The 23,430-nt window shown below is 71.7% G+C and carries 18 protein-coding genes; 8 read left to right on the forward strand and 10 right to left on the reverse strand.

The genetic code is table 11. From position 1 onward, the window contains the following. The first annotated feature begins 7 nt into the window (after positions 1-7). Complete coding sequence (locus WMF36_RS37345) at positions 8-1,564, forward strand: hypothetical protein (RefSeq protein ID WP_437575588.1); 1,557 nt, start codon at positions 8-10, stop codon at positions 1,562-1,564. Between the two features lie 233 nt (positions 1,565-1,797). On the opposite strand, the gene WMF36_RS37350 is transcribed toward WMF36_RS37345, so the two are convergent. Then, positions 1,798-2,439: a hypothetical protein gene (locus tag WMF36_RS37350; protein WP_437575589.1), complete on the reverse strand. Its 642-nt coding sequence runs from the start codon at positions 2,437-2,439 to the stop codon at positions 1,798-1,800. After that, on the reverse strand, positions 2,436-3,743 hold the full coding sequence (locus tag WMF36_RS37355; protein ID WP_437575590.1) for an AAA family ATPase: 1,308 nt from the start codon (positions 3,741-3,743) through the stop codon (positions 2,436-2,438). Before WMF36_RS37355 ends, WMF36_RS37350 begins: the two co-directional genes overlap by 4 nt. 185 nt (positions 3,744-3,928) lie before the next feature. Between WMF36_RS37355 and WMF36_RS37360 the strand changes: the two genes are divergently transcribed. Both WMF36_RS37360 and WMF36_RS37365 read left to right on the forward strand, forming a co-directional pair. Continuing rightward, positions 3,929-5,230, forward strand: coding sequence for a DNA polymerase beta superfamily protein (locus tag WMF36_RS37360; RefSeq protein WP_437575591.1), 1,302 nt, complete (start codon positions 3,929-3,931; stop codon positions 5,228-5,230). Continuing rightward, positions 5,227-6,006, forward strand: coding sequence for a nucleotidyltransferase domain-containing protein (locus WMF36_RS37365; protein WP_437575592.1), 780 nt, complete (start codon positions 5,227-5,229; stop codon positions 6,004-6,006). The genes WMF36_RS37360 and WMF36_RS37365 overlap by 4 nt, the downstream gene beginning before the upstream one ends. 148 nt (positions 6,007-6,154) lie before the next feature. Here the strand turns inward: WMF36_RS37365 and WMF36_RS37370 are convergent, their stop codons facing one another. The 3 genes from WMF36_RS37370 to WMF36_RS37380 all read right to left on the reverse strand — a co-directional run bounded on the left by WMF36_RS37370 (position 6,155) and on the right by WMF36_RS37380 (position 10,110). Continuing rightward, the gene (locus WMF36_RS37370) at positions 6,155-7,894 is read right to left on the reverse strand and encodes a serine/threonine protein kinase (RefSeq protein WP_437575593.1); all 1,740 of its coding nucleotides are present in this window, start codon (positions 7,892-7,894) and stop codon (positions 6,155-6,157) included. A 122-nt stretch (positions 7,895-8,016) separates the two neighbouring features. Beyond that, on the reverse strand, positions 8,017-8,604 hold the full coding sequence (locus tag WMF36_RS37375) for a TIGR00725 family protein (RefSeq protein WP_437575594.1): 588 nt from the start codon (positions 8,602-8,604) through the stop codon (positions 8,017-8,019). 195 nt (positions 8,605-8,799) lie between these two features. Further along, complete coding sequence (locus WMF36_RS37380; protein WP_437575595.1) at positions 8,800-10,110, reverse strand: SGNH/GDSL hydrolase family protein; 1,311 nt, start codon at positions 10,108-10,110, stop codon at positions 8,800-8,802. 426 nt (positions 10,111-10,536) lie between these two features. Here WMF36_RS37380 and WMF36_RS37385 point away from each other — a divergent pair, with 426 nt between their 5' ends. Then, on the forward strand, positions 10,537-11,016 hold the full coding sequence (locus WMF36_RS37385) for a YbhB/YbcL family Raf kinase inhibitor-like protein (protein ID WP_437575596.1): 480 nt from the start codon (positions 10,537-10,539) through the stop codon (positions 11,014-11,016). A 71-nt stretch (positions 11,017-11,087) separates the two neighbouring features. On the opposite strand, the gene WMF36_RS37390 is transcribed toward WMF36_RS37385, so the two are convergent. Next, the gene (locus WMF36_RS37390) at positions 11,088-11,705 is read right to left on the reverse strand and encodes an NAD(P)H-dependent oxidoreductase (protein WP_437575597.1); all 618 of its coding nucleotides are present in this window, start codon (positions 11,703-11,705) and stop codon (positions 11,088-11,090) included. Between the two features lie 69 nt (positions 11,706-11,774). Here WMF36_RS37390 and WMF36_RS37395 point away from each other — a divergent pair, with 69 nt between their 5' ends. Next, positions 11,775-12,731 carry a LysR family transcriptional regulator gene (locus WMF36_RS37395; RefSeq protein ID WP_437575598.1) on the forward strand — a complete coding sequence of 319 codons (957 nt, stop codon included), beginning with the start codon at positions 11,775-11,777 and terminating at the stop codon, positions 12,729-12,731. Positions 12,732-12,766: 35 nt separating this feature from the next. Here the strand turns inward: WMF36_RS37395 and WMF36_RS37400 are convergent, their stop codons facing one another. Together WMF36_RS37400 and rtcR are read right to left on the reverse strand one after the other, a co-directional pair. Then, the gene (locus WMF36_RS37400; protein WP_437575599.1) at positions 12,767-13,960 is read right to left on the reverse strand and encodes an ATP-binding protein; all 1,194 of its coding nucleotides are present in this window, start codon (positions 13,958-13,960) and stop codon (positions 12,767-12,769) included. Positions 13,961-14,149: 189 nt separating this feature from the next. Beyond that, positions 14,150-15,778 carry an RNA repair transcriptional activator RtcR gene (rtcR, locus tag WMF36_RS37405; RefSeq protein WP_437575600.1) on the reverse strand — a complete coding sequence of 543 codons (1,629 nt, stop codon included), beginning with the start codon at positions 15,776-15,778 and terminating at the stop codon, positions 14,150-14,152. 114 nt (positions 15,779-15,892) lie between these two features. Between rtcR and rtcA the strand changes: the two genes are divergently transcribed. Together rtcA and argF are read left to right on the forward strand one after the other, a co-directional pair. Then, complete coding sequence (gene rtcA, locus WMF36_RS37410; protein WP_437575601.1) at positions 15,893-16,912, forward strand: RNA 3'-terminal phosphate cyclase; 1,020 nt, start codon at positions 15,893-15,895, stop codon at positions 16,910-16,912. A 247-nt stretch (positions 16,913-17,159) separates the two neighbouring features. Continuing rightward, on the forward strand, positions 17,160-18,095 hold the full coding sequence (gene argF, locus WMF36_RS37415) for an ornithine carbamoyltransferase (protein WP_437575602.1): 936 nt from the start codon (positions 17,160-17,162) through the stop codon (positions 18,093-18,095). Positions 18,096-18,147: 52 nt separating this feature from the next. Here argF and WMF36_RS37420 read toward each other — a convergent pair whose 3' ends face one another. Beyond that, positions 18,148-20,670 (reverse strand): PAS domain-containing protein, encoded by a 2,523-nt coding sequence (locus tag WMF36_RS37420; protein ID WP_437575603.1) that lies wholly within the window; start codon positions 20,668-20,670, stop codon positions 18,148-18,150. A gap of 240 nt (positions 20,671-20,910) precedes the next feature. Between WMF36_RS37420 and WMF36_RS37425 the strand changes: the two genes are divergently transcribed. Then, on the forward strand, positions 20,911-21,471 hold the full coding sequence (locus WMF36_RS37425; RefSeq protein WP_437575604.1) for a hypothetical protein: 561 nt from the start codon (positions 20,911-20,913) through the stop codon (positions 21,469-21,471). A 1-nt stretch (position 21,472) separates the two neighbouring features. Here the strand turns inward: WMF36_RS37425 and WMF36_RS37430 are convergent, their stop codons facing one another. Beyond that, a complete protein-coding gene (locus WMF36_RS37430; RefSeq protein WP_437575605.1) occupies positions 21,473-23,173 on the reverse strand; it encodes an MYXO-CTERM sorting domain-containing protein in 1,701 nt (566 codons plus the stop codon). Positions 23,174-23,430 lie beyond the last annotated feature (257 nt).

Below are 23,430 nucleotides of genomic sequence, written 5' to 3' on the forward strand. Positions count from 1 at the left end.
CATGTTCATGCGTCGATGGTCCGTTCTGCTGTGCGCTTCAGCTATCGTTGCGTGTGGTTCGGGGGACGAGTCGCCGGGCAGCAGCGATGCCGGCTCCGGGGGAGGATGGAGCGCCGGCTCCGGGGGAGGAGGGAGCGCCGGCTCCGGGGGAGGAGGGAGCGCCGGCTCCGGGGGAGGAGGGGACGTCGGGCTCCCTCGCGCGTTTCGTTACGGCGCCAACCTCGGCCACCGCAATGCGGCCTGGGGCGACGACAAGGAGGGGACGCTCGCGGCGCGAGCGGGCGTCCGCAGCCTCCGCGTCAAGCTCCCAGCGGCCCACTTCGCGGCGTGGGGATACGATATCGAGCTCGGGGATATCCAGTCGTATGCGGCCCTGGGCATGGCCGAGCACATCGGGTTTCTCATCGGATCCGAGTCGGTGGAGCTGACGACGGCGCCGCCCGGCGCGGCCGACTGGCAGAACGAGCACTACATCCCGAAGAGCCTTTACGAGCCGATCTTCTCGGCCGACGGAACGGTGAACCCGGGCAACGCGTGGGCCTCTTACGTGTACCGGACGGTGGACACCTACAAGGACTGGATCCACGTGTGGCACGTGTGGAACGAGCCCGACTGGGTGGCCGACTGGCGCGTCACCGAGACGTGGGTCACCGAGCCGCCCAGGGCCGCCGATCTCCCCCGGTTCAACGGATCGATATTCGACTACATAAGAATGCTGCGCGTCACGAAGGAGGCCGCGCGCAAGGCGGACCCGGACGCGCTGATCGCGACGGGGGGCATCGGATACCCGACGTTCCTCTCGGCGATCCTGCGCTACACCGACAACCCGGAGGGCGGGGCGGTCACGCCGGATTACCCGGAGAAGGGCGGCGCCTACGTCGACGTCCTCGACTTCCACTATTACCCGATCTTCAGTCCGAAGAGCTCGGACGCGTCCGTCGACGATTTCCTCGCATCGAAGGACGCTCTCGCCGCGGCGCTCGCCGGCGCCGGCGCGCAGGTGCAGGGGTGGAACGTCTCGGAGAACGGCGCGCCGCTCGCGCCGACGCCGGAGTACCCGGAGGTGGGGAGCCCGGAGTACGCGCGCAACTACCTCATCAAGCTGATGACCATGGCGCAGGCACACGGCATCGGGGGCGTCGACTGGTTCATTCTATCGAACGGCGAGGAGGGGAGCGACGATGTGTTCGCGCACATGGGGCTCTACAACGACGTCGGCGCCCTCGACAGCGTGGATCAGGCGACCAAGACCGACCTCGGCAAGGCGTACACCACCCTCAACGAAGTGCTCTTCGGCGCGTCCTACGATGACGGCGCGACGAGGGAGCTCGCGCTGCCGCGGGACGCGCGAGGCGCCGTGTTCGAGAAGGACGGCAAACGCCGCATCGCCCTCTGGGCCGTGACGCCGAGCGACACGGAGGACGCGTCCGCGAACGTCGAGCTCGCGACGCGCACGGGGTTCGATGTCCATGCGTGGGACGGCGCGAAGACCTCCGCCGACGCGAGCGGCGGCAAGGTGACGCTCGCCCTCTCGGGCAGCCCGGCGCTGCTGGTCGAGCGCTGACCGCCGGGCGTAGATCCGGTAGACCCGACGCGGGTTACCCCACGGGGTAGAGCGGACGCGCTGGGTCGGGCCGCGCGCAACCGTGGGTCGGGTCGCGCGCAACCTGCTCGGCGCGCTGACGCTCGCCGGCGCCTCGCTGGGACGACGGCGCGTGAGGCGCGGGCGCTCTTGATCAAGGAGCCCAGCTCGGCAGGCAGCCGATCCACGAAGATCGTGTGCGACCGGCGAGCGGCTCATGCGCCGCTGGGGGTTGCTATGGCGGCGATCGCCTTCCACAGCTCCTCGTGGAACTGTCGAAACGCCGCGAGGCGCCGCAGGGCATCGAGGTGCACCTCGGCCCCGAGCACGGCGTAGTACTCCTCCACGCCTCGACCCATCCGCGCGCCCAGGCCACAAAGCGCCGTCTCCAGGGCCTTCTTCGGATCGGACTCCGCTTCTGGATCGTGAGGCAGCAGCGGCGTCCGGTCGGTCTCGAAGATCCGGCAGAATGCCTCGGGATCGGCCAGCATCCACGCCTCGGTCTCCCGCACGGGCACGCAGGCTGCGGCGGCGAGATCCGGTCGCGCGCGCCGCGCACGGGCGAGGCCCGGCGCGATCCGCTCGCGCCGAACCTCATCGGGCGCGCCCTCGCCGTCGCTGTGCACGACAAACAGGTTGCACTCGCTCCAGCTCTCCTCGATCGCCGCGGCGATCCGCTCTTCCCGGCTGGCTCCCCGCATGCGTCGCGGCTCGTTGATGCGCCGGGCTTCATCTATATAGAAGCCGCCTTTGCAGATTTCGACGGCGAGCGGCGGCAATATCCGGTTGATCAGGTTGCAGAGGAACCGGTCGTCGGTGGGGCCCTCGGCGTAAACCCCTGCGCACAGCCAGATCACGCCTCGTCCTCCGGACGCGCGGCGTCCAGGATCCGCTCGATCTCCCGCCGGGAAACCGTACTCGAGTCGCGCTCCGGGGCGTCGGCCGCGCGCACGTGGCGCATGCGCGTCGAGCGGAGGTCGTCACCCCGCCGGACGAGATCCGCGAAGACAAGCGACTCGAGCCTTCCGTGGAGCGCGGCGAGGATCGCCGGCGAGTGGCTCGTGAGCAGCACCTGCGGCGGGAGCACGTCGCCCTTGGGCGTGGTCGCGTCGACGAGCTTGTCGATCAGGGCGCGCAGCCGGCCGGGATAGATGCCATTCTCCGGCTCCTCGACGGCGATCAGCGCGCCGGGCGACGCGCCGCGCAGGAGCGTGAGCAATGCGACGAGGCGCAATGTGCCGTCCGAGAGGACGCGGGCGGGCACGCGGGCGCCGTCGGTGAACTCCACTTCCAGCCGGAGCTCCTCGTCGGCTGGAACTACCTCGAACGAGCGAAAACCTGGGATGAGCTCCGCGAGATCGGCCCGGATCTGAGCGCGCACCTCGGGGGCCAAGGCGGCAAGCGCCGTCGGAAGGTTAGAGCCGTCAGCCTCGAGGGCCGCGCCTGCGGCCCGATCGCTGGAGAGGCGAAGCTTGGAAGGCTCGAAGTGAATGACGCGTACCTCGCTGAGTTCCTTCGCGACCCTGCCGATCAGGTTCCCGGAGCGTGTCCCTGCCAGCAAGCCGGTGTGCGGGAGGTGGCCGCAAAAGCTGGGGTCCCACTCCAGCCCGGAATCATTCCAACGAATCACCCGAGAGTCCGGTCCGGTGGCGGGCCTAGTACCCTCTAGCTTGAAAACACTTTCACCGGGCTTGGTGCTCGAAACGTTGTAACGAGCCAGCGGCAGCAGCGCCGGATGCCGAGCGATCCACGTGTCTGCGGCTGGATCATCGAGGCGAACGAAGCGTTGTCCATCAATGGTGATATCTTCGATCCCTGAAGAAAGAACGGTGCGCCCGATCTCGGTACTGAGGAGCACCCTCGTCACAGACGGCGTTTCCCCGAAACGATCCATGTCTGCTCCAAGAAGCATCTCCACACTGATCGTGATCCTCGCCGCCGCTCCGTCCCGCAGCCGCGAGAACTGATCCCGGATCGCACCGCGACCGCTCTTCAGCGCCTCGGTGACGCTGGTCTGAGCGAGCCGCGACAGGAGGTGCAGCGCGTCGAGCAGGTTCGACTTGCCCGCGCCGTTGGCGCCCACGATCGCCGTCAGCGGCTCCAGGTCCAGCGCGAAGCCGCGGAGCGACTTGAACCCATCGACCTCGATCCGCGTGATCATCGCCGGCCACCGTACCGCAGCCGACCCTCCGGCGCACTGGCCCCCAGCAGGACTCGCCGCGCGTCAGGGCCCCGCCCCACCACGCTCGATCCCTCTCGGACGACCTCCGCAAGGCCAGGAAAGCCGCGGCGTACGTCCCGCACGAGCCCGCTCGGCCACGCCCTCGCGCATGGTAGCGTCCTCTCATGGAGCTCCGCCTGCGCGGCCTCACCCACCTCGATCCGCTCGCCGTCCCCCTGCCCCACGGCACCGAGGTGACCACCCGGGTCGACCGCGTCCTCGGCGAACGCCGCATCCCCCAGGGCGCCATCGGGCGCGTCGTCGGCTCGGCCGGCGCCGAGCTCGACGTGATGCTCGTCGGCGTCGGCGTCGTCCGCTACCGCCGCGACGAGCTCGTCCCGCGCAAGACCGGCCAGGTGCGGCACGCGGAGCGGCGCAGCGCCGCCTGGGACGCGCTCCTGCCCGCCGTCGTCCTCGAGGCCGTCGTGGGGTCGCGCGCGTGGGGGCTCGCGCACGAGGGGTCCGACACCGACCGGCGCGGCGTCTTCGCCCTCCCCTTCCCCTGGACCACAGGCCTCGCCGAGCCGCCGCGGGACCTCGTGAGCACCGACGGCAGCGCCTCGTACTGGGAGGTCGAGAAGGCCATCCGACAGGCCCTGCGCGCCGATCCGAACACCCTCGAGCTGCTCTTCGTCCGCACCGCCGAGGCGCGCGACGAGATCGGCGCGTGGATCCTCGAGGCGCGCGCCGCGTTCGTCTCGTCGGCCATCTACGGCAGCTTCGGCCGCTACGCGCTCTCGCAGCTCAAGCGGCTCTCGCAGGCGCACCGGCTCGCCGAGCACCGCGAGCGCGTGCTCGACTGGCTCGCCGACGACCCCGTGCTGTCGCTCGATGAGGTCGCCCGCAAGCTCGCCGCCATCAGCCCGCGCGCCGCGCCGACCGAGGCCGACCGGGAGCTCCAGGCGAAGGAGTACATCAAGCAGCTCTACCGCTCGCTCCACGATCAGGGCCTCTTGCCCGCGCGCGACTTCGCCTCGCTCGCCGCCTTCGCGCGAAAGGGCCGTGCCTCGCTCGACCCCGCCCGCGACCTCCGCCCCAAGAACGCCTACAACCTGGTGCGCCTCATCGCGACCGCGATCCGCTGGCTGCGCGACGGCGAGGTCGATCTGGTCGTGCAGGGCGACCTCCACGAGACGCTCCTCGCCATCAAGACCGGCGCCTGGCCGCTCGACCGGACCCTCGAGCTCGCCGAGTCGATGACGCCCGAGCTGGAGGCCGCGCGGCTCGCGACGAAGCTGCCACCGCACCCCGACGTGCCCCGCGCCGACGCGCTCCTCCGGCGCGTCCGCGTGGAGATCGCCCGGCGGCACCTCGCCGCGGCGCCGGGCCCGCTCGGCAAGGACGCTCCCCCCGCGCCGGTCGCGGTCTGGGACGAGGGAGACGCCGGGCGCGCGCGCGGCGACGACGAGAGAAAGGACGAGGGATGAACACTCAGGTGCTCGATGCAAAGCAGCAGGAGGTCGCGGCGCGCGTCATCGCCGAGGAGGAGGCCAGGCGGCCGCACCTCGTCATCGCCCTGAGCGGCGCGCACGCCTACGGCTTCCCCTCGCCCGACAGCGACCTCGATCTCAAGGCGGTGCACGTCGAGCCCACCGAGAAGCTGCTCGGCCTGCTCCGCAGCAACGCGAGCCCCGAGCGGATGGAGGTCATCGACGGCGTCGAGATCGACTACACGTCGAACGAGATCCACCCCGTCCTCCTCGGCGTCCTCCAGGGCAACGGCAACTACATCGAGCGGATCCTCGGCCCCCTCCAGCTCCACGTCGATCCCGACCTCGCCTCGCTCCGCCCGCTCGTCGCCGCCGCGCTGTCGCGCCGGATCTTCCGCCATTACGTCGGCTTCGCCACGAGCCAGCTCCGCGCCTGGGAGGCGGGCGGCCGCGCGTCGGCGAAGAAGCTCCTTTACGTCCTCAGGACCACGTTGACCGGCGCCCACGCGCTCCGGACAGGCGAGCTCGTCACCGACGTGACCGCGCTCCTCGACCTCTACGGCTTCAGCGCCGCGCGCGAGCTGATCGAGGCCAAGCGCGCCGGAGAGAAGTCGGCGCTCACCCCCGACATCGCCGCGCGCTGGACAGAGCAGATCTCCCGGGCCTTCACGACCCTGGAGGCGGCCCACGATCACGCCGCGCTGCCGGAGGAGCCCCCGAACCAGGGCGAGCTCAACGACTGGCTGCTCGCGCTGCGCAAAGCGCGGCTGTGAGGCGCGGAGGGGGCTCGCAGGGGTGTGCCGCGCGCGGACGAACGGGCTTGTCGTCGTGACCGCCACCACGAAGGACTTCGCTCGACTCGAAGGATCTCCAGCTCGAGGACGGGTCGGCGCGACAGGCGCGCTGACAAGCACCGCCGCCTCACCGCGGCAGCGAGCAGCCGTCCCCGCACGCCTTGCGGCCGTCGCGGCACTTCACCGCGGGGCCCCGCCCCTGGCACGTCACCGGGCATCCCCCTCCGGTATTCGAGCACGACACCGCGCACGAGCCCGTGCAGGTCACCTCGCACCCTCCAACCCGGTTGCACCTCACGACGCTGCCGTCGCCCACGACGGAGAAGCATTTGCCCACGTCCTCGCAGGTGGTCGAGCAGCCGGCGCCGCAGGTGGCCTGGCACGTCTCCGCATTGCGGCAGTCGACAGAGCAGTTGTCCGTGCACCTCGTGTCGCACGACGTGCTCCTCGCGCAGGAGGACTGGCAGTCGCCGGCGCAGCGGCTCTCGCAGACCTCGCGATCGGCGCAGCTCGGCTTGCAGCCGGACGCCTCGCCGCACGTGAGCTGGCAGCTCTTCGGCGCGTTTCCCGGGCTGCCGCCCCCGCAGGAGCAAGGCACGCCCGGCGCGCAGCTGGCGGCGCTGGCCGCGGGCGCCAGGGAGCTCTGGGCCTGCGCGATGTCCTTGAGGGACACCGGGGTTGGCGCGCCGCCCTCGCGAGCGCCCTGATCGCGGGAGGGCCAGAGCAGCAGGACCGCCCCGAGGCCCACGCAGAAGAGGAGCACCGCCACCCCGCCGACGACGGCGAGCTGCGGCGGACCCGGCGCGCGCGGTGGAGGCGCGGCGCTCGCCCCCGGAGGGGGCCGAGCCGGCGGAGGCGCCGTCGAGACGGCCGACGCGGCCATTCCCGCCGTCGCGAAGGGGGGCTCCTCGCCCCGGCGCACGGCGCGCACGTCGGCGAGCATCGTTTGCGCGTCCGGGTAGCGCCGCTCGACCTGGAAGGCGAGCGCGCGGTCCACGACGCGCGCGACCCGCGGATCCACGCCGGGCGCGGCGGTCGCGAGCGGGGGAGCCGGCGTCGTGCTCATCTTCACGAGGAGCTCTCCCTCGGTGAGCGCGTCCGCGTCGTGGAGCCGCCGGTTCGCGAGCAGGGTGAACATCGTCGCGCCCACCGCATAGAGGTCGGCCCGCCCGTCCACGTTCCTCCCGAGGATCTGCTCCGGCGCCATGTAGCTCGTCGTGCCCAGCATCGCGCCCGTCCGCGTCTTCAGCCCGGCGCCGCCCTGCTTCATGCGCGCGATCCCGAAATCGAGCACCTTGAGCCGCCCGTCGCGCGTCACGAAGAGGTTGTCCGGCTTGATGTCCCGATGGACGATCCCGGCGTCGTGCGCGGCCCGGAGCACCTCGAGGAGCGTGTCCACGTGGGCGAGGATCTCGGGCAAGGGGACGCTGCCGAGCCGCAACGCGCGCTCGCGGAGGCTCTCGCCGTCGAGCAGCTCCATGACAAGGAACGGCTCTCCCTGCTCGGTCACGTCGATGTCGAGGACCTGCACCGCGGCCGGGTGGCCGAGCCGCGTGGCGGCGAGCGCCTCCTGCTCGAAGCGGGCGCGGAGCTCGCGCGACACGGCGCTCTCCGGGTGCAGGACCTTGATGGCCACGCGGTGCCCCACGTGATGGGTGGCCGCGTAGACGGCCGCCATTCCCCCCGCCCCGATCAGCGCGTCGAGCCGCCATTTGCCGTGGAAGATCGTCCCGACGCGGGCCTTCAGCCGACGAATCTCTTCCTCTTCCGCTCCTGACATCGGCGCCGAGCCTAGCACGGCCTGCCTCGCGGCCGGCTCGACGGCCCACGTGGAGGTGGCCCGGAGCCACTGGCCCTCTTCGCTCATCGACGCTCGGGCACCACGGCCCGCGAGCCGAGGTCAGGAGAGGCGTGCCGCGATCTCCCGACAGGCCACGTCATGCGCGCTGCCGCCAGAGCGCCAGTCTTCGTCGTGCTGGCGGAGGCGGCTCAAGCCCGGCCGGCGCGGCCGCGGCCTGCGAGGTCCCACGCCGCCGCGACGGCCTCTTCCGCGCTCGCGACCGACGCGATGTGATCCGAGCGCCGGTCGTCCACGCGCCCTCCGGCGAGCTGCCTCGCCCAGCCCCCGCTCGCCGCGAGCGCGAGCAGCGGCTTGCCGAGCTGCCAGGCGACGGCGATCTCGCTCAGCGTGCCCGCGCCCCCGCCGACGACCACGACGACGTCGGCCGCCGCGACGACCAGGATGTTGCGCCCGATCTGCAGGCCGGTGGGGACGACGATGTCCACGTACGGGTTGGCCGCGGAGGCCTCGTACCCGGGCAGGAGCCCGACGATATCGCCGTCGCGCCAGGTCGTCGCCTCGCGCCCGCCGCGCGAGACGGCGGCCATGACGCCCCCGAGCCCGCCGGTGACGAGCCGGAACCCCGCCTCGACGGCGCGCCGCCCGAGCTCGACGCACAGGGCCTCGGTCTCCGCCTCCAGCGCGAGGCCGTTGCCGATCACCGCCATCACGGGGCGGCGCGGCACGTAGGGAGCGATGTCCCTCCTCGTGTCCTCCTCTTCCCGATCGTCGTCCATCACGGCTCCGCTCCGGCGCCCGCGAGCCGCCGCGTCACGTGGCGCTCGGCCCGGTCGCGAGGCGCATCGTGTCGCGTCCCGCGCAGCGTGGCAAGGCCGCTCAGGGCCGCACGCGCGCCGGCCGGCGGCGCCGCGCCGGCGTCGCCTCGGGTCGCCTCGCGCCGTCGCGCGCGGGTCGCCTCGCGCCGTCGCGCGCTACTGCTGGCCGGAGTAGAGGGCGTCCACGGCCTCGGCCCAGAGCTTGTTCATGGCGATCCGGCCCTCGGGCAGCGGGTGCACCAGGTCGGGAGCCGGCTGGAGCTGCTCGGGGTGCCCCTCGAACCACGCATACAGATCCGGCCCTGGAACGAGGGCGTTCTCCAGCGTGAGCTCGTCGATCGCCTTGTTGAACACATCGAGCGTGTCGTGGTTGCCGTCGGGCGAGAACGGGATGCGCGCGAGCACCGGGACGCGGCCCGCGGCCTCGATCCTGTCGATGAGCTCCTGCAGGTTCGACTTGAAGGTGCTCGCGTCGGTGTGGTTGCCCCACGAATCGTTGGTGCCGTAGCCGATGGCGAAGAAGCGGTAGTCGGGGTTCAGCGCCAGGGCCTCATCGAGGCGGTCGAGCGCGTCGTCCGTGAGCTCGCTCCCGATGCCGCCGTTGATCATCGCGGGGTAGTGGGCCTCGTGCGCCGCGTGCACGTTCTCCGCGAAGCTCGGCTGCGTGGCCGGGGTGTCGCGGTCGTAGGCGAACGCCGTGATGCTGTCTCCGAAGAAGAACCACGTGTCCTCCGCGCCGTTCGAGATGTCGTGCACGTCGATCTCGTCGAGCTGGACGCCGGACTCGTCGGACGCCGCGGGCGCTTCGGTCACGACGAGCCGGACCCAGCTCTGGCCGCCGAAGTCGAAGCTGTGGGCGCGCGTGCGGACCGGGTTGTCGGTCACCTCGGCGACGCCCTTCCAGGTGCCGTCCGAGCCGTTCGTGGAGTCGCTCGACGTCTCCACGCGGTAGGCGCTCGGCGCGCCGTATTGCACGTCCGTGTAGTTGTAGTTGTACGAGGCCGACCAGCTCAGGAGCAGCCGCTCGTACCCGCTGCCGACCTGGATGGCGACCCAGGCCGGCTCGCCTGCGATGGGTTTGCCCGCGATCCAGGTCCCCGCCGACCTGTATTTGCCGTCGTTGATGACCGACGCCGTCCCCCTCGAGGCGAAGGCGGGCTTGCCGCGGGAGATGAGGGGATTGGGCGTGAGCCCCGGCGCGTCCGGACCGCCGCCGCTGCCACCGCCGCCCGTGTTCCCGGCGCCGCCCGTGTTCCCGGACCCGCCGGCGCCGCCGCTGCCGCCGGTGTTCCCGGAGCCGCCGGTGCCCTGAGCCGCGGTGCCCCCGGAGCTCGCCGACGCGCCGCCCGTACCCCCGGGGCTGCCGGACGAGCCGCCGTCGTCGTCCGAGCAGGCCGGCAGGAACGCGACCGTCCCAAGCGCAAGAAGAACCAGGAGACCTGACTGGTGAAATGAACGCAAAGCCATCGAAACTGACCTCCAGAGCCGGGCACTCTGGGGCATCGGGGCGCCACGATCAACAGCGGAGGCGACGTCCGTCATCGATCGGCGCCGACCAGGTGAACCGGTAAACCCAAACGCGCCGTGACGTGGATCTCGGCGAACCACGCCGATGTCACCGAGGGGTTGCGACCGTCAACTGAAGCGGTAAATATACAGAGATGGTGATGGCGCCCGATCTCCATAGCAGCGCGGCGCTCCGCGCCGAGGCCGGCAGCCGCCGCGAGGGGCGCCACACGGACGACTCCAACACGGCCTCCTCGACAAGAGTCCTCGGCCCGGCTCGCTCGTGCGGTGGGCCTCACGGCCGCCGGGCTGCACCGCGCCATACCACTAATGATCGGCCGAGCGAGCTCACCCGCTCCGGGTATGGCCCGTGCCTCTCCGGTGAGCATGACGTTCCAACTCACCTCTCCGAGCTTCGCGAACGGGCAGCCGATCCCGGCCCACTACACCAGCGACGGCGAGGACGTGTCGCCTCCGCTCCCGTGGTCGGACCCGCCGCCGGGCACGAAGAGCTTCGCCCTCGTCGTCCACGATCCCGACGCGCCCGATCCGAAGGCTCCGAAGCGCGATTGGGTCCACTGGGTGCTCTACAATGTGCCCGCCGACGCCCGGTCGCTCCCTGAAGGCGCGACGCGCCAGACGCTGCCACCGGGGACGCGCGAGGGCCTGAACGATTGGGGGGAGACCGGCTGGCGCGGCCCGAGCCCGCCGATCGGGCGCCACCGCTACTTCTTCGATCTGTACGCGCTCGACACCGAGCTGCCGGACCTCGGCACGCCGACCCGGCGCGAGCTCGAGGCTGCGATGAAGGGCCACGTGCTCGCGCAAGCGATCCTCATGGGCACGTACGCCAAACGCGGGCAGTGACATGTCTGCGGCTCTTGCGGAGCCCCACGCGCTCCGCCGCGACCGAGCGGCACCAGCCCTCGCCGCGTGAATCAGAGCGCAGCCGGCGCCGCCACGAGCTGCTCGGGAGCCTTCGTGCAGTCCACGCGCGCGAGCTCTGCCATCGACCGCACCCAGCGTTCGCGCGACGCCTGGCTCAGCGTCCGGACCCCGTAGATGGTCCGGGTGCGGATCGGCCCGAAGCCGACGAAGCGAAGCGTGCCGGAGACGAACGCGCCATGGATCGCTCGATTGTGCGAGAACGCGTACCACAACGCGGGGCTATCCATGGTGGTGACCATGCGCGCGCTGCGCCCGCGCATGAGCCCCTCGGGCAGCGGGCCGCTCCCGTAGCGAAAGGCCCAGTCGGGGAGAAAGAGGCGGTCCACCACGCCGCGCACGACCGCCGGCGGTGAGGCCCAGTACGTGGGGAAGAACCACGCCACGTGGTGCGCGGTCTCGAAGGCCCCGCGGAGCGCGAGGAGATCCGGCTCGAGCGCCTGCCCGGACCCGTGCCCCTGCCGGAGCACTGGGTCGAAGCGGAGCTCGGAGAGGGTCACCAGGGTGGCGGTGCCGCCGGCGGCGCGGAAGGCGTCCGCGTAGGCCCGGGCGAGGGCTGCGTTGAAGCTCTTCGGATCCGCGTGGCCAAGGAGTACGAGCGCATGAGGCATGGGGCGAGTGTGCCGACGGCGCGAAGGCTTCGGTAGTCGAATTTGTCCACCCATGCTATGCACAGATGCATGGCACGCCCCCTCCCCGTGACGCGTGGAACAGGCGCCACGGCGCGCCAGCCGCTCGAAGCGTCCCTCGGGTTGAACCAGTGGGACGACATCCGCTATTTTCTCTCGGTCGTCCGATGCGCGAGCTTCTCCGGCGCGGCGCGCGCCCTCGGCACGGACCAGTCGACGGTGAGCCGGCGAATCGCCCTCCTCGAGCGCACCCTCGGACGAACGCTCTTCGAGCGGGGGGCGCGCACGGTGCGCCGCACGAGCCACGGCGAAGCGCTGGTCGAGGCCGCGCTGGCCGTCGAGCGGGCCGTGCTCGCGCTCGAAGACACGGCCCGGCACGCCGAGGATACGCCGCGCGGACGCGTTCGTATCGCGCTCACCGAGGGGCTCGCCCAGCACGTTGTGGTGCCAGCGGTGTTGCCGGCGCTCCTGTCGGCGCACCCGGAGCTGGCGATCGACCTGCGCACAGGGGACGACGTCGCCGACCTGGCCCGCCACGAGGCGGACGTGGCCCTCCGCTTCTTCCGGACGCCGCGCGGCGACCTCGTCGGCCAGCGCGTCGCGCGCCTGCCGCTGGCGGTGCTGGGCGCCCGCGCGCAGCAAAAGCGCCTGGCGCGGATGTCGGCTCGAGAGCTCCCGTGGACAGCTTACGTTCGCGACGGGCTGGAGACGGCAGAGAGTCAGTGGCTCGCGCAGCTGGGCGTCGCGCGCCCACGGATCGAGTGCTCGAGCGTGGAGACCCAGCTCGCGGCGGTGCGGACCGGGCTCGGCGTGGCCGTCGCGCCTCGGGCGCTCACGCAGGTGATGCCCGGCCTCGTCGCGCTGAACCTACCCGGGCTCCCTGAGCTCGGTGCGCTGGAGGTGTTCGTCGTCACCCGCGCCGCGCTGCGCCGCGTGCCTCGAGTGGCGGTCGTGTACGACGCGCTGGTGCGCGCAATGCGCGCGCTCGGCGAGGCCCCGGAAGGATGAGTCGCTCGAGGCCGTACGCGGGCGAAGCGACCGCGCTACGATGAACGAGGGAGCGTGACGCGGAACGTGGTGCCCTCCTCCTGCGTGCTCGTGACCTGGATCGAGCCCCCGTGAGCGTCGACGATCGCCTTGACGATGAAGAGCCCCAGCCCGAGCCCCTTCGTCCGTCGCAGGTCCTCTTGCCTCTGCTCGCCCCGACGAAAGGGATCGAAGATCACCGCCAACAGCTCGGGCGCGATCGGGATCCCGCGATTGTTCACTTCGAGCACGACCGCCTTCTTCTCCCCGCGTAGCTCCACCTGCACCGGCTCCTCAGGCGGGCTGTAGTCGACGGCGTTGCCGATCAGGTTCGACAGGAGCTGCCCCATCCGGCCCGGATCCCACATGCCGTGCCCGTCGCCTCGGGCATTGAAGCGGAGGGTATGCTCCGGGTGACTGGACTCGATCTCCGCGATCACTTGCTGGCAAATCGAATATAGATCGACCGGCTTCGGCTCGACAGGAAGACCATCGTGGGCGCGGATGCGCGTCATGTCGAGCATGTCCTCGACCATCCGCACCGCCCTGTCGTTGCTCGCGGCGATCCGCTGGACGAGCCGCGTCACGGCGGCCGTGACGTCCTCGCGCTTGAGCAGCGAGGCGGTGGCGAACTGGATGGCAGCGAGCGGATTGCGCAGGTCATGCCCGAGGACCGCAATGAACAGCTCGCGGAGCACGGCGTCACGACGGAGCTCGGCGGAGCTCGCCCTCTCCAGCTCGACGGCCGTGGTGATCATCACCTCGTCGAGCGTCGAATGCACGAGCTGGGCCTCCTCGCCGCCGAGGATCACCCGCTCCTGCGCGCAGAGCTCGATGATCACGGAGCGAAGGGTGCCGAACTCGCGCAGCTCCTCCGCGAGCGTGTAGCGCTGGGCCAGGCGATTGGACACGTGCAACTTCGCGGCGTCCGAGCTGCCGATCTCCTGGCCGCTGGCCCCGCCCTGGCCGCCGGCTCCGCCCTGGCCGCTGGCCCCGCCCTGGCCGCCGGCTCCGCCTGCTTGCGCGCTCTGCGTGAGCGAGTCGATGAGGTCATCGAGGAGCTTCGGGGTGGAGTCTCTCAGATCCTCTTCGTTGAGCTCGCGGGCTTGGGGGATCTTCGGATCGTTCCGCAGACGTGATGTCCACTCACGCAGGAGCTCGTCCTTCCGCTCGCGGAGCAGGACCGTGACGCGCGACAACGGCTGGGACACATGAGCTCCTTTGGCCTTTTGCCTTGACGCAGGCGTGCTCTGTCGTGCGTCGGAGCGCAGTCCGCCACCGCCGTGAATCCCGATACGCTCCCAAGGAGAAACCCGAAGGAAGCGTGCCGTCGGACGCTTGCGCGGCAGCTCACGGCAGGCCGGCGCTGACGCGGCCATCGGAACGGAAATCTCCCTTCCCTACCCTCCCCCCGCCACCTCGCTCCACTCGATCTCGAACCGCGCCAGGTACTTCCGCAGCCGGTCCGCGTCGTTGACGCTCTTCTTCTTCGCCCGCGACGCCGCGAACAGCACCCGTCCTGCCTCCGACAGCGACCGCGCGCGCTTCAGCACCCGCAGCACCTCGGCGAGCTGCGCCCGGTCGAACGGGTCGAGCGCCGCCGCCCGCCTCGCGCCGAGCGCCGCGACAACGAGGTCCTCGCCGTCCTCTCCCCCGCCCGCGCCGCCGGTCGCCGGCGCCCGCCGCCAGGCCTCCGAGAGCCGCGCGATCTCCTCCTCGACGATCGGCAGCCCGATGCGGCCCCCGGGCGCGAGCGTCGCCATCCGCGTCACGGCGGCGTTGAGGTCGCGGAAGTTGCCAGGCCACAGCGCCTCTCGCGACGTCGAGAACCGGAGGAACCGCTCGCGCGCGTCGCGGCTCATCGTGATCCGCACGCCGAGCAGCCGCGCCGAGGCGTCGAGCTCGTAGTCGAGGTTCGGCTCGATGTCCTCGACCCGATCCCGCAAGCCCGGCAGCCGGAACGTCCACAGGTTGATCCTCGCCAGGAGATCCTCCCGGAAGCGCCCCGCCGCGACCTCCTGCGACAGATCGCGGTTCGTGCCGGCCAGGAGCTGGAACTCGCTCCGCACCTCCCGGTCCGAGCCGACAGGCAAGAACGCCTTCTCCTCGATGGCGCGCAGCAGCATCGCCTGCTCGTCCGCGCCGAGCTCGCCGATCTCGTCGAGGAAGAGCACCCCCTCGTGCGCCTTGCGGAGCAGACCCGGGCGGTCCTTGAGCGCGCCCGTGAACGAGCCCTTCGTGTGCCCGAACAGCGACGACATCGCCCCGTCGCCGCGGATCGTCGCGCAGTTCAGGTCCACGAAATCGCCGCTCACCTGCCGGCGACCCTTCTTGAGATCGTAGATCTTCCGCGCGAGCTGCGACTTCCCCGCCCCCGTCGGGCCCATGAGCAGGATCGGCGCGCGCGACGCGATCGCCACGTGCTCGATCCGCTCGATCAGCCGGTTATACCCCGCGTTGCGCGTGTCGATGCCGCTCTTCAAGAACGACACCCCCTCGCGCTGCTCCTTCTGGAAGCGCGACGCGATGCGGTCGTACTTCGAGAGATCGAGATCGATGATCGTGAACGACCCGGCCGCGAGCTCCGCCCGGTCGCGCTTCGGCGGCGACGTCTGGATGAGCCGCCCGGGGAAGTAACGCGACTCCGTGAGCAAGAACAGGCAGATCTGCGCGACGTGCGTGCCCGTCGTGATGTGGATGAGGTAGTCCTCCCGGTCCGGCGCGAACGGGTACGCCCTCGCGAAGTCGTGCAGCGCGCCATACACCGCCTCGAAGTCCCACGGGTCGTCCACCTCGACCACGTGACCGCGGAGGTCCGTCTCCGGCGAGGCGTGCCGCACATCGCCCATCACCGTCCCGGCCAGCGCCTCGAACCGGCGCTGGTAGAGCAGCTCGAACCGGTCGACGATCAGGTCCTCGTGCTGGCAGAGCGCGACGCTCGGGCGCCACCGCGACCAGCGCTCCGGCGTCTTGCCGGTGTCCAGCGTCGGGCCGAGCATGCCGAGGACCACCGTGGATTTGCGGGTCATAGAAAGTTCTCTAGTCGGTTATACACACGGATAAGCGCCGTGGCCAGCGCCCCGCGATCGGGGTGAGCCGCGGCCGGGGTCGTGGTATCGCTCATCGAGGGAGAGTCGACTGCCATGCTGACCATCGATGGATCCACGGGAGAGGGAGGGGGCCAGATCCTCCGCACGACGCTCAGCCTCTCGCTGATCACGCAGACGCCCGTGCGGATCACCTCGATCCGCAAGGGCCGCGCGCGCCCGGGGCTGATGCGGCAGCACCTCACCTCGGTCCAGGCCGCCGCCCAGGTCGGCCGCGCCGAGGTGTCGGGCGCCGCCCTCGGGTCGCAGGAGGTCGTGTTCCGGCCGACGGCGATCGTGCCCGGCGAGCACACGTTCCGGGTCGGCAGCGCGGGGAGCACGACGCTCGTGCTGCAGACCGTCCTCCCGGCGCTGCTCCGCGCGCCCGCGCCGTCGACGCTCACGCTCGAGGGCGGCACGCACAACCCCATGGCGCCGCCGTTCGATTTCCTGGACCTCGCCTACCTGCCGCTCGTGCGGCGGATGGGGCCGGAGATCACCGCCACGCTCGTGACGCCCGGGTTCTATCCGGCCGGCGGCGGGCTGGCCCGCGTCTCGATCGCGCCGGTGCCCGCGCTCGCGCCGCTCGAGCTGCTCTCGCGCGGGGAGCTCCGCGGCCGGCGGGCGGTGGCGACGGTGTCGAACCTCCCGAGCGCCGTCGCGCTGCGAGAGCTCGACGCGGCGGCGGCGGTGCTCGGCTGGGAGCCGGCCTGCTTCAAGCCGAGCGTGCTGAGGGGCGGGCACGGCCCGGGCAACGTGATCACGATCGTCGTCGAGAGCGAGCACGTGACCGAGGTGTTCACCGGGTTCGGCGAGAAGGGCGTGCGCGCGGAGTCGGTCGGCGCGAAGGCCGCAGAGGAGGCGCGCGACTACCTCGCGGCGGGCGTGCCGGTCGGCGAGCACCTGGCCGATCAGCTGCTCTTGCCGATCGCCCTCGCGGGGCGCGGCGCGTTCCGGACGGTGCGCCCGTCGTCGCACACGACGACCCACCTGCAGCTGCTCCGCGATCTGCTCGGGATCCGCGCGTCGGTGGAGCCGATCTCGGAGGGGGCGTGGCACATCGAGATCGGGCGCTGAGCGCCGGGCCGCCCGGCCGAGGGCGCGAGTCGCGCCGGGGGCGGAGGAGACGGCCGCAGTCCGACACCGCGCCTCGCGGACTCCGCTGCTCGCGCTCACCGCGGTGGCGAGCGGCGGATTGACGGCGGCGTCCCGGTTGTGCCACATCACGGCGGCGCACGGCGCGCTCATCGCGGGCTCCTCCGCGGCGGAAGGGCGCGCCTCTCTGGATGGCAGCGCACACGGCAGCGACGCGGAAGGCGGGACAATGGCGAAGCGCGACTACCTCAAGATCACGGACATGACCCTGGCCGAAGCGCATCGCGTGCTCAGGCTCGCCGCTCGCCTGAAGGAGGAGCCGAAGGGGCGGCGCGCGACGCTGCTCGCCGGCCGCTCCGTCGCGGTGGTCCTGGAGAAGGCGAGCACGCGCACGCGCGTGTCGTTCGAGGTCGGGATCGCGCAGCTCGGCGCGCAGCCGGTCGTGCTGAGCACCCAGGGCAGCCAGATCGCGCGCGGCGAGCCGATCCGCGACACGGCGCGGGTGCTCGCCCGGTACTGCGACGCGATCGCGTTTCGCACGTCGTCGACCGCGCGCCTGCTCGAGATGGCGGAGGCGAGCGTGCCGGTGATCAACGCGCTCTCGGACGACGGTCACCCGGTGCAGGTGCTCAGCGACATCTTCACGATCGAGGAGGCGCTCGCGGCGGGCGGGGACAGGCGCGGCATCGCCGGCCGGCGCATCGCCTTCCTGGGCGACTGCGCGAGCAACATGGCGCGCTCGTGGCTCGAGGCGGCGCCGCTCTTCGACTTCCACCTCGTGCTCGCGGGGCCCGAGGGGTACCTGCCGCCCGCGGACGAGGTCGAGCGGGCGCGGGCGACAGGCCACGTCACGATCGTGAACGACCCGCGCGAGGGCGCGGCGGGCGCGGACGTGGTGAACACCGATGTGTGGGCGAGCATGGGGCAGGAGGGCGAGGCGGAGCGGCGCCGCGCCGCGTTCGCCGGCTGGACGGTGGACGCGGGGGTGATGGCGAAGGCCGCGCCGCACGCGGTCGTGCTCCACTGCCTGCCGGCGCACCGGGGCGAGGAGATCGACGACGAGACGCTGGAAGGGCCGCGCTCGCGCGTGTGGGACCAGGCCGAGAACCGGCTGCACGTGCAGAAGGCGCTGATGCTGTGGCTGCTCGAGGTCGAGCTGGCCTGAGGCGCAGAGGGGGAGAGAGCGGGCGCGAGAATCCAGCCCTCCCCATCGCGGATCACGGGCGGCCCGCGAGGTCCGCGATCACCTTCACCAGGGCGGCAGGGTCGATCGGCTTCGCGACGTGCTTCTGAAAGCCGGCCGCGAGCGCCCTCCTCTGGTCCTCGATCCGGGCATAGGCGGTCAGGGCCACCGCGGGGATCGCCCGGATCTCGTCCCGGCCCGCCGCGCGCACCTGCCCTATCAGCGTGTAGCCGCTCTCCCCCGGCATGCCGATGTCGCTCACCAGGACATCGGGCCTCAGCCGCTCCAGGACGCTCATGGCGTCGCTCATCGAGCCAGCCGTGGTGACCCGCGCGCCCGCTCCCTCCAGCAGGAACGCGATCATCTCGCGGGCGTCCGGCTCATCCTCGACGAGGAGGACGTGAATTCCGCTCAGCGGCGTCGACTCCCCGTCTTCGAGCGCGACGCGCCAGGGCGCAGTCGGCGGCCCCTCGCGCACGCTGGATGGCGCCGCATGCAGGGGGAGCGTCACCGTGAACGTGGCGCCGCCCCCCTCGCCCCGGCTCTCCGCTTCCACCGTGCCTCCGTGCAGCTCGACGAGGTGGCGGACGATCGCGAGCCCCAGGCCGAGCCCGCCGTGGGCCCTCGTGGGCGAGGAGTCGCCCTGGCGGAAGCGGTCGAAGACATAAGGCAGGAGCGACCTGGCAATGCCCTTGCCGTTGTCGGTGACCGCGATCATGACCTGCGAGTCGCTCCGCCCCACGCGGACCGTCACCCGACCTCCCTTCGGGGTGAACTTCACCGCGTTGGAGAGCAGATTCCACATGACCTGCTGGAGGCGATCCGGGTCGCCGCTCATGTGGCCCAGCGCCTCGCCGAGCTCGACGCCGATCTCGATGTCCTTGGCCCTCGCCGTCGGCGTGATGGTGTCCACGGCGGCCTCGACGACGCCGGCGAGATCGACCGCGACCGTGTTCAACCGCAGCTTGCCGGTGATGATCCGGGAGACCGTGAGGACGTCGTCGACGATCTGCGCCTGCGCGTGGGCGTTGCGCTCGATCGCCGCCATGCCCTGCTTGACGCGCTCCGACCCGATGTCCCTCTCCTTGATCAGCCGCGCCCAGCCCAGGATCGCGGTGAGCGGCGTCCGCAGCTCGTGAGAGACCGTCGCGAGGAACTCGTCTTTCATGCGGTTCGCGTCCTCGGCGCGGAGGCGGTCCTGCTCCGACCGGGCGAGCGCCAGCTGCTCGCGGCGGAGCAGATCCGCGCGCTCGCCCTCGAGCTGCTTCAGCTCGGTGATGTCGACGACAGCGCCCGTCAAGAACAGCGGGGAGCCGTCCTGATCGCAGATGAGCCGCCCGCGGTCGTGGACCCACCGGATCGCCCCGTCGGGGCGGACGATGCGATGGACGATGTCGTAGACGTGCCGATCGCGCACGGTCCGCTCGAAGTTGGACCTCACCGCGTCGCGATCGTCCGGGTGAACGCGGCTCAGCCAGTCGTCGTTGGGCTGCGTCGTCTCGCGCTCTTCCAGGCCCAGGATGCGGTTCAGGCTCGCGTCCCTCGTATCGAAATGCGTCGCGAGATCGACCCTCCACGTGCCCACGTCCGCCGCCCACGTGGCGAGCCGGAGCCGGTCCTCTCGGTCCTTGAGCGCGCTCTCGATCCGGAACTGCTCGCTCAGGTCGACCACCGCGCCGACCATGCGGATCGCCTTGCCGCGCGCGTCGCGGAGCACCGAGCCGCGATCGAACACGCGGGCGACCGAGCCGTCGCCTCGGTACGCGCGGTAGTGCTCCGACCAGCTGTCGGCGCTGCCGTAGACGCTCTCCTCGAAGCCGCGCAGCACACGGTCGCGATCCTCGGGCAGCAAGCGGCCGAGCCACCAGGAGCCCGTGGGCGCCGTATCCTCGCGAGCGTAACGGAAGACGGCGTAAAACGTGTCGTTGCGCTCGACGTGGTCCGTCCGGATGTCCCAGTCCCAGATCGGGTCCTTGATCGCTCGAGAGAGGAGGCGATAGCGCTCGCGCTGCACGTCCACCTCCAGGCGCGCGTCCTGCTCTCGGCTGCCGTCGCGTGGGGCGGCCTCGTCAGCGCGCTGCGCCGCCGCGCCCGGCGCGACGGCCGAGGGCCCCGGAGACGCCGCCCCGTCCGCGCTGGCGAGCGCGACCGCGGCGTGATCGGCGAGCGCCGCGAGCAGCCAGGCATCCTCGTCCGAGCCCGGGCGGAGGCGCTCGACCGCGAGCACGCCGGAGACGCGGTCGCGGACGATCAGGGGGGCGGCGACGACGTGGGCGGACCCGTGCAGCGCACGCGCGACCCCCTCGTCGAAGCTCGGCAGGGGGCGGCGGCGAAGCTCGGCGACCAGCGCCGGATCGAGCCCCAGCGAGGATCGCACGATCGGCCGCTCCTGGTCGTCGCTCAGGATCAAGACGGCCCTGTCGGCGCCGCTCAGCTGCCTCGCCGCCGAGAGGACGGTCTCGTGAATCTCGCGCGCGGAGCACGCCGCCGCGAGCGCGCGGCCGACCTCGGTGAGCAGGCGGATCTGCGAGCAATGCCTGCTGTCCGGGTCAACCACGGAGGGACGGGCCTCGGCTAGAAAATGAGGGGACTCTCGCGAACGATGGATGTGCATCCCTGACCAGACCAGCCGGGCACGCTCGGACGGGCGGCGCCATCACGCCAGCGCGCGAGCGGGCGGTGTGCCTCTTGCCGAACTGTAATAGGAGCCCGTGGACATGCGCGCCAGCCGGGCCGCTGACAACCCCTCGCACAAAACTTGGCCCGGACTCCAGGTTCCTGCGCAAACGCACGCTGCGTGGATTTCCGCGACATACCGCCCGAGCTCCTCCTGGCCGTGGCCGGCGCGGCGCTCTTCTTCGGGCTGGTCCAGACGCTCCGGCTCGCGTGGCGGAGCGCCCGGCAGCGGCGCCGGATCGAGCGATGCCGGGAGCAGGGCGCGGCGGGAGAGGCCCGCGCCGAGGCGCTCCTCCGCGAGCTCGGGTACACCATCGTCGGCCGGCAGGTCGCGGTCTCCTATGGAGTCCAGATCGACGGAGAGCCGATCACCGTCGGGCTCCGCGCCGACTACCTCGTGGCGCACGGCCGGAGTCGGTATGTCGCCGAGGTGAAGACAGGCCGGCTCGCGCCGCGCATCGATACGCCCGCGACGCGGCGGCAGCTGCTCGAGTACCGCCTCGCGTTCGACGTCGACGGCGTGCTCCTTGTCGACGCGGATTCGCGGCGGGTGCGATCGGTGGTGTTCCCGCTGCCCGCCGGCGCCGCGGCGCGCGAGCCCCCCGGCGCGCGCCTCGCGTGGTTCCTGGCGGCCCTCGTGGCGGCCCTCGCGGCCGCGATGGCGGCCCGCGCCGCCGGGTGAACTAGAGTGCGGCGCGCGTGCGGCGCCGGCGGCCGGCGAGGAGCAGGAGACCGAGGCCGAGCAGGCCGACCTTGGCCGGCGAGCCCTCCGACGTCGCGCCCGCGCGGCAGGCGCAGGAAGAGTCGGGCTTGCCGGGCCCGCCGCCGTCCGCGCCGCCCGCGCCGGCGCCCGCGCCCGCGCCCGCGCCGCTGGTCGGATCCGACGGCTCGTCCAGGAACAGGCCGCCTCCGTCCTGGCCCCCGCTCGAGGCCGTGACGCCGCCGTGGATCGGCGGCTCGCCGCAGACCCCGCCGACGCACGGCGCGTTGCCAGGGCAGACGGCGCCCGCGCACGCGTCGGCGCAGCTCCCGCCGATGCAGAGCTGCCCTGCAGGACAGGTCTTGTCCTGGCAGCCCTCGTCGACGCAGCGGCCGTCGCCCGCGCACGTCTTGCCGGCGGGGCAGGTGCGGCAGCCGCAGTTCGACTGGCAGATGCCGCGCTCGCAGACCGCGCCGTCCTCGCAGGTGATCTGGGCGCAGAGATCCACGCACCGCCCGAGCTGGCACTCCTGGTTCGCGGGGCAGGTGACGCCGTCACACCCGCCCACGCAGTTGCCGCCGATGCAGACCTGGCCGCCTTCGCACGCCACGCCCACGCACGCCTCCTCCACGCAGAGGCCTTCCTCGCAGACCAGGCCGTCGTTGCAGACGACCTCGCCGCGGCCGCAGTACGGCACGCACGACCCGCGGTTGCAGACGAGGCCCTCCTCGCAGAGCCCCTCGCCGTTGTCGACCTCGCCGTCGCAGTCGTTGTCGATGTTGTCGCAGCGCTCGCTCTGCTCGCCGGGCTCGAGGACGGGCAGGCACTCGGGATCGCCGTCGGTCGCGCAGCCCGTCCTCCCGATGGCGCACGCGCCCTGCAGGCCCGTGTCGCAGACCTGGCCGCCGCCCTGGCAGGTCACTCCCGTGATGTAGTAGACGAAGTCGTTGAAATCGCCGTCGTTCTCGTACCCGCCCTGGCTCCCCTTCCAGCTCGTCGCGGTCACGGGCAGGTCCTCGAAGGCGACATAGAAGGCGTCGGGGCTGGCGGTCGACGTGTAGATCAGCGTGGTCACCCACGGCTCGTTCGGCGTGCAGCTCGTGCAGACGGTGTTCAGCTCGCGCTGCGAGAACTTCGTCTGGGTGCAGTAGGTGCCCGCCTTGCCGATGAGCGCGAAGCCGACCAGGCCGCCCTGGTACCGCGCATCTTCGCGGATGTCCGCCGCCGAGAACTGCCTCGGCGTCCAGTCGTGCTGCCCCGCCTGGGTGGTCTCCATCGTGGCCAGCGGGCAGAAGTCGTTGTCCTCGCACTGGAACGCCACGGACGTGTCCGCGGGGATCAGCTCGTAGATCTGGTTGTCCGGCGGGCGCGCGCCGGTCGCTGTCGCGTTGTACCAGCCGAACGCCACCTTGCACCCGCCCCCGCGCAGCACGAGCTCCCCGGTGAAGCCGCAGAGTGGCGAGAAGACGCCCGGCTCCGTGCTCGCGTCGGCCTCGGCATCGATGTCCTCCCCCCGGTACATGAAGAGCCCATCGAGCGTGACGGCGTTCTCCGGGAACCCGCGGCTCGTCACGAGGCCGAGCTCGGCGTCGCCGACCTCCGTGGGCAGCGTCACGCCGTCCAGCTGCTCCACCGCGGCGCTGGCGGGCGTGACCCCCGCGAGCGCCGCGAGCGAGAGGAACAAAGAAAGCGCGGCTCGAACCGCGCGACGGCGAGGTACCAAGGAATAAGGCGTGTGCGGCATGTAGGCCACTCTACACCTGCTGGTGAGCTCAGGGGGTATAAGATTCCACAGCTCCGCACCAGCACAATGTTGCAGCATGGTTGTTCCTGCGTCGCCGCGCGCGCCTGTTTTGACGCATGCTGTCACCACGGAGCACGGAATTGACGTGGCCGTCAGGGGTGTTCCGGCGCCGCTCCGGGGCGCGGAGGCAAAAGGCG

This window comes from Sorangium sp. So ce887, assembly GCF_051521455.1.
Lineage (GTDB): Bacteria > Myxococcota_A > Polyangia > Polyangiales > Polyangiaceae > Sorangium.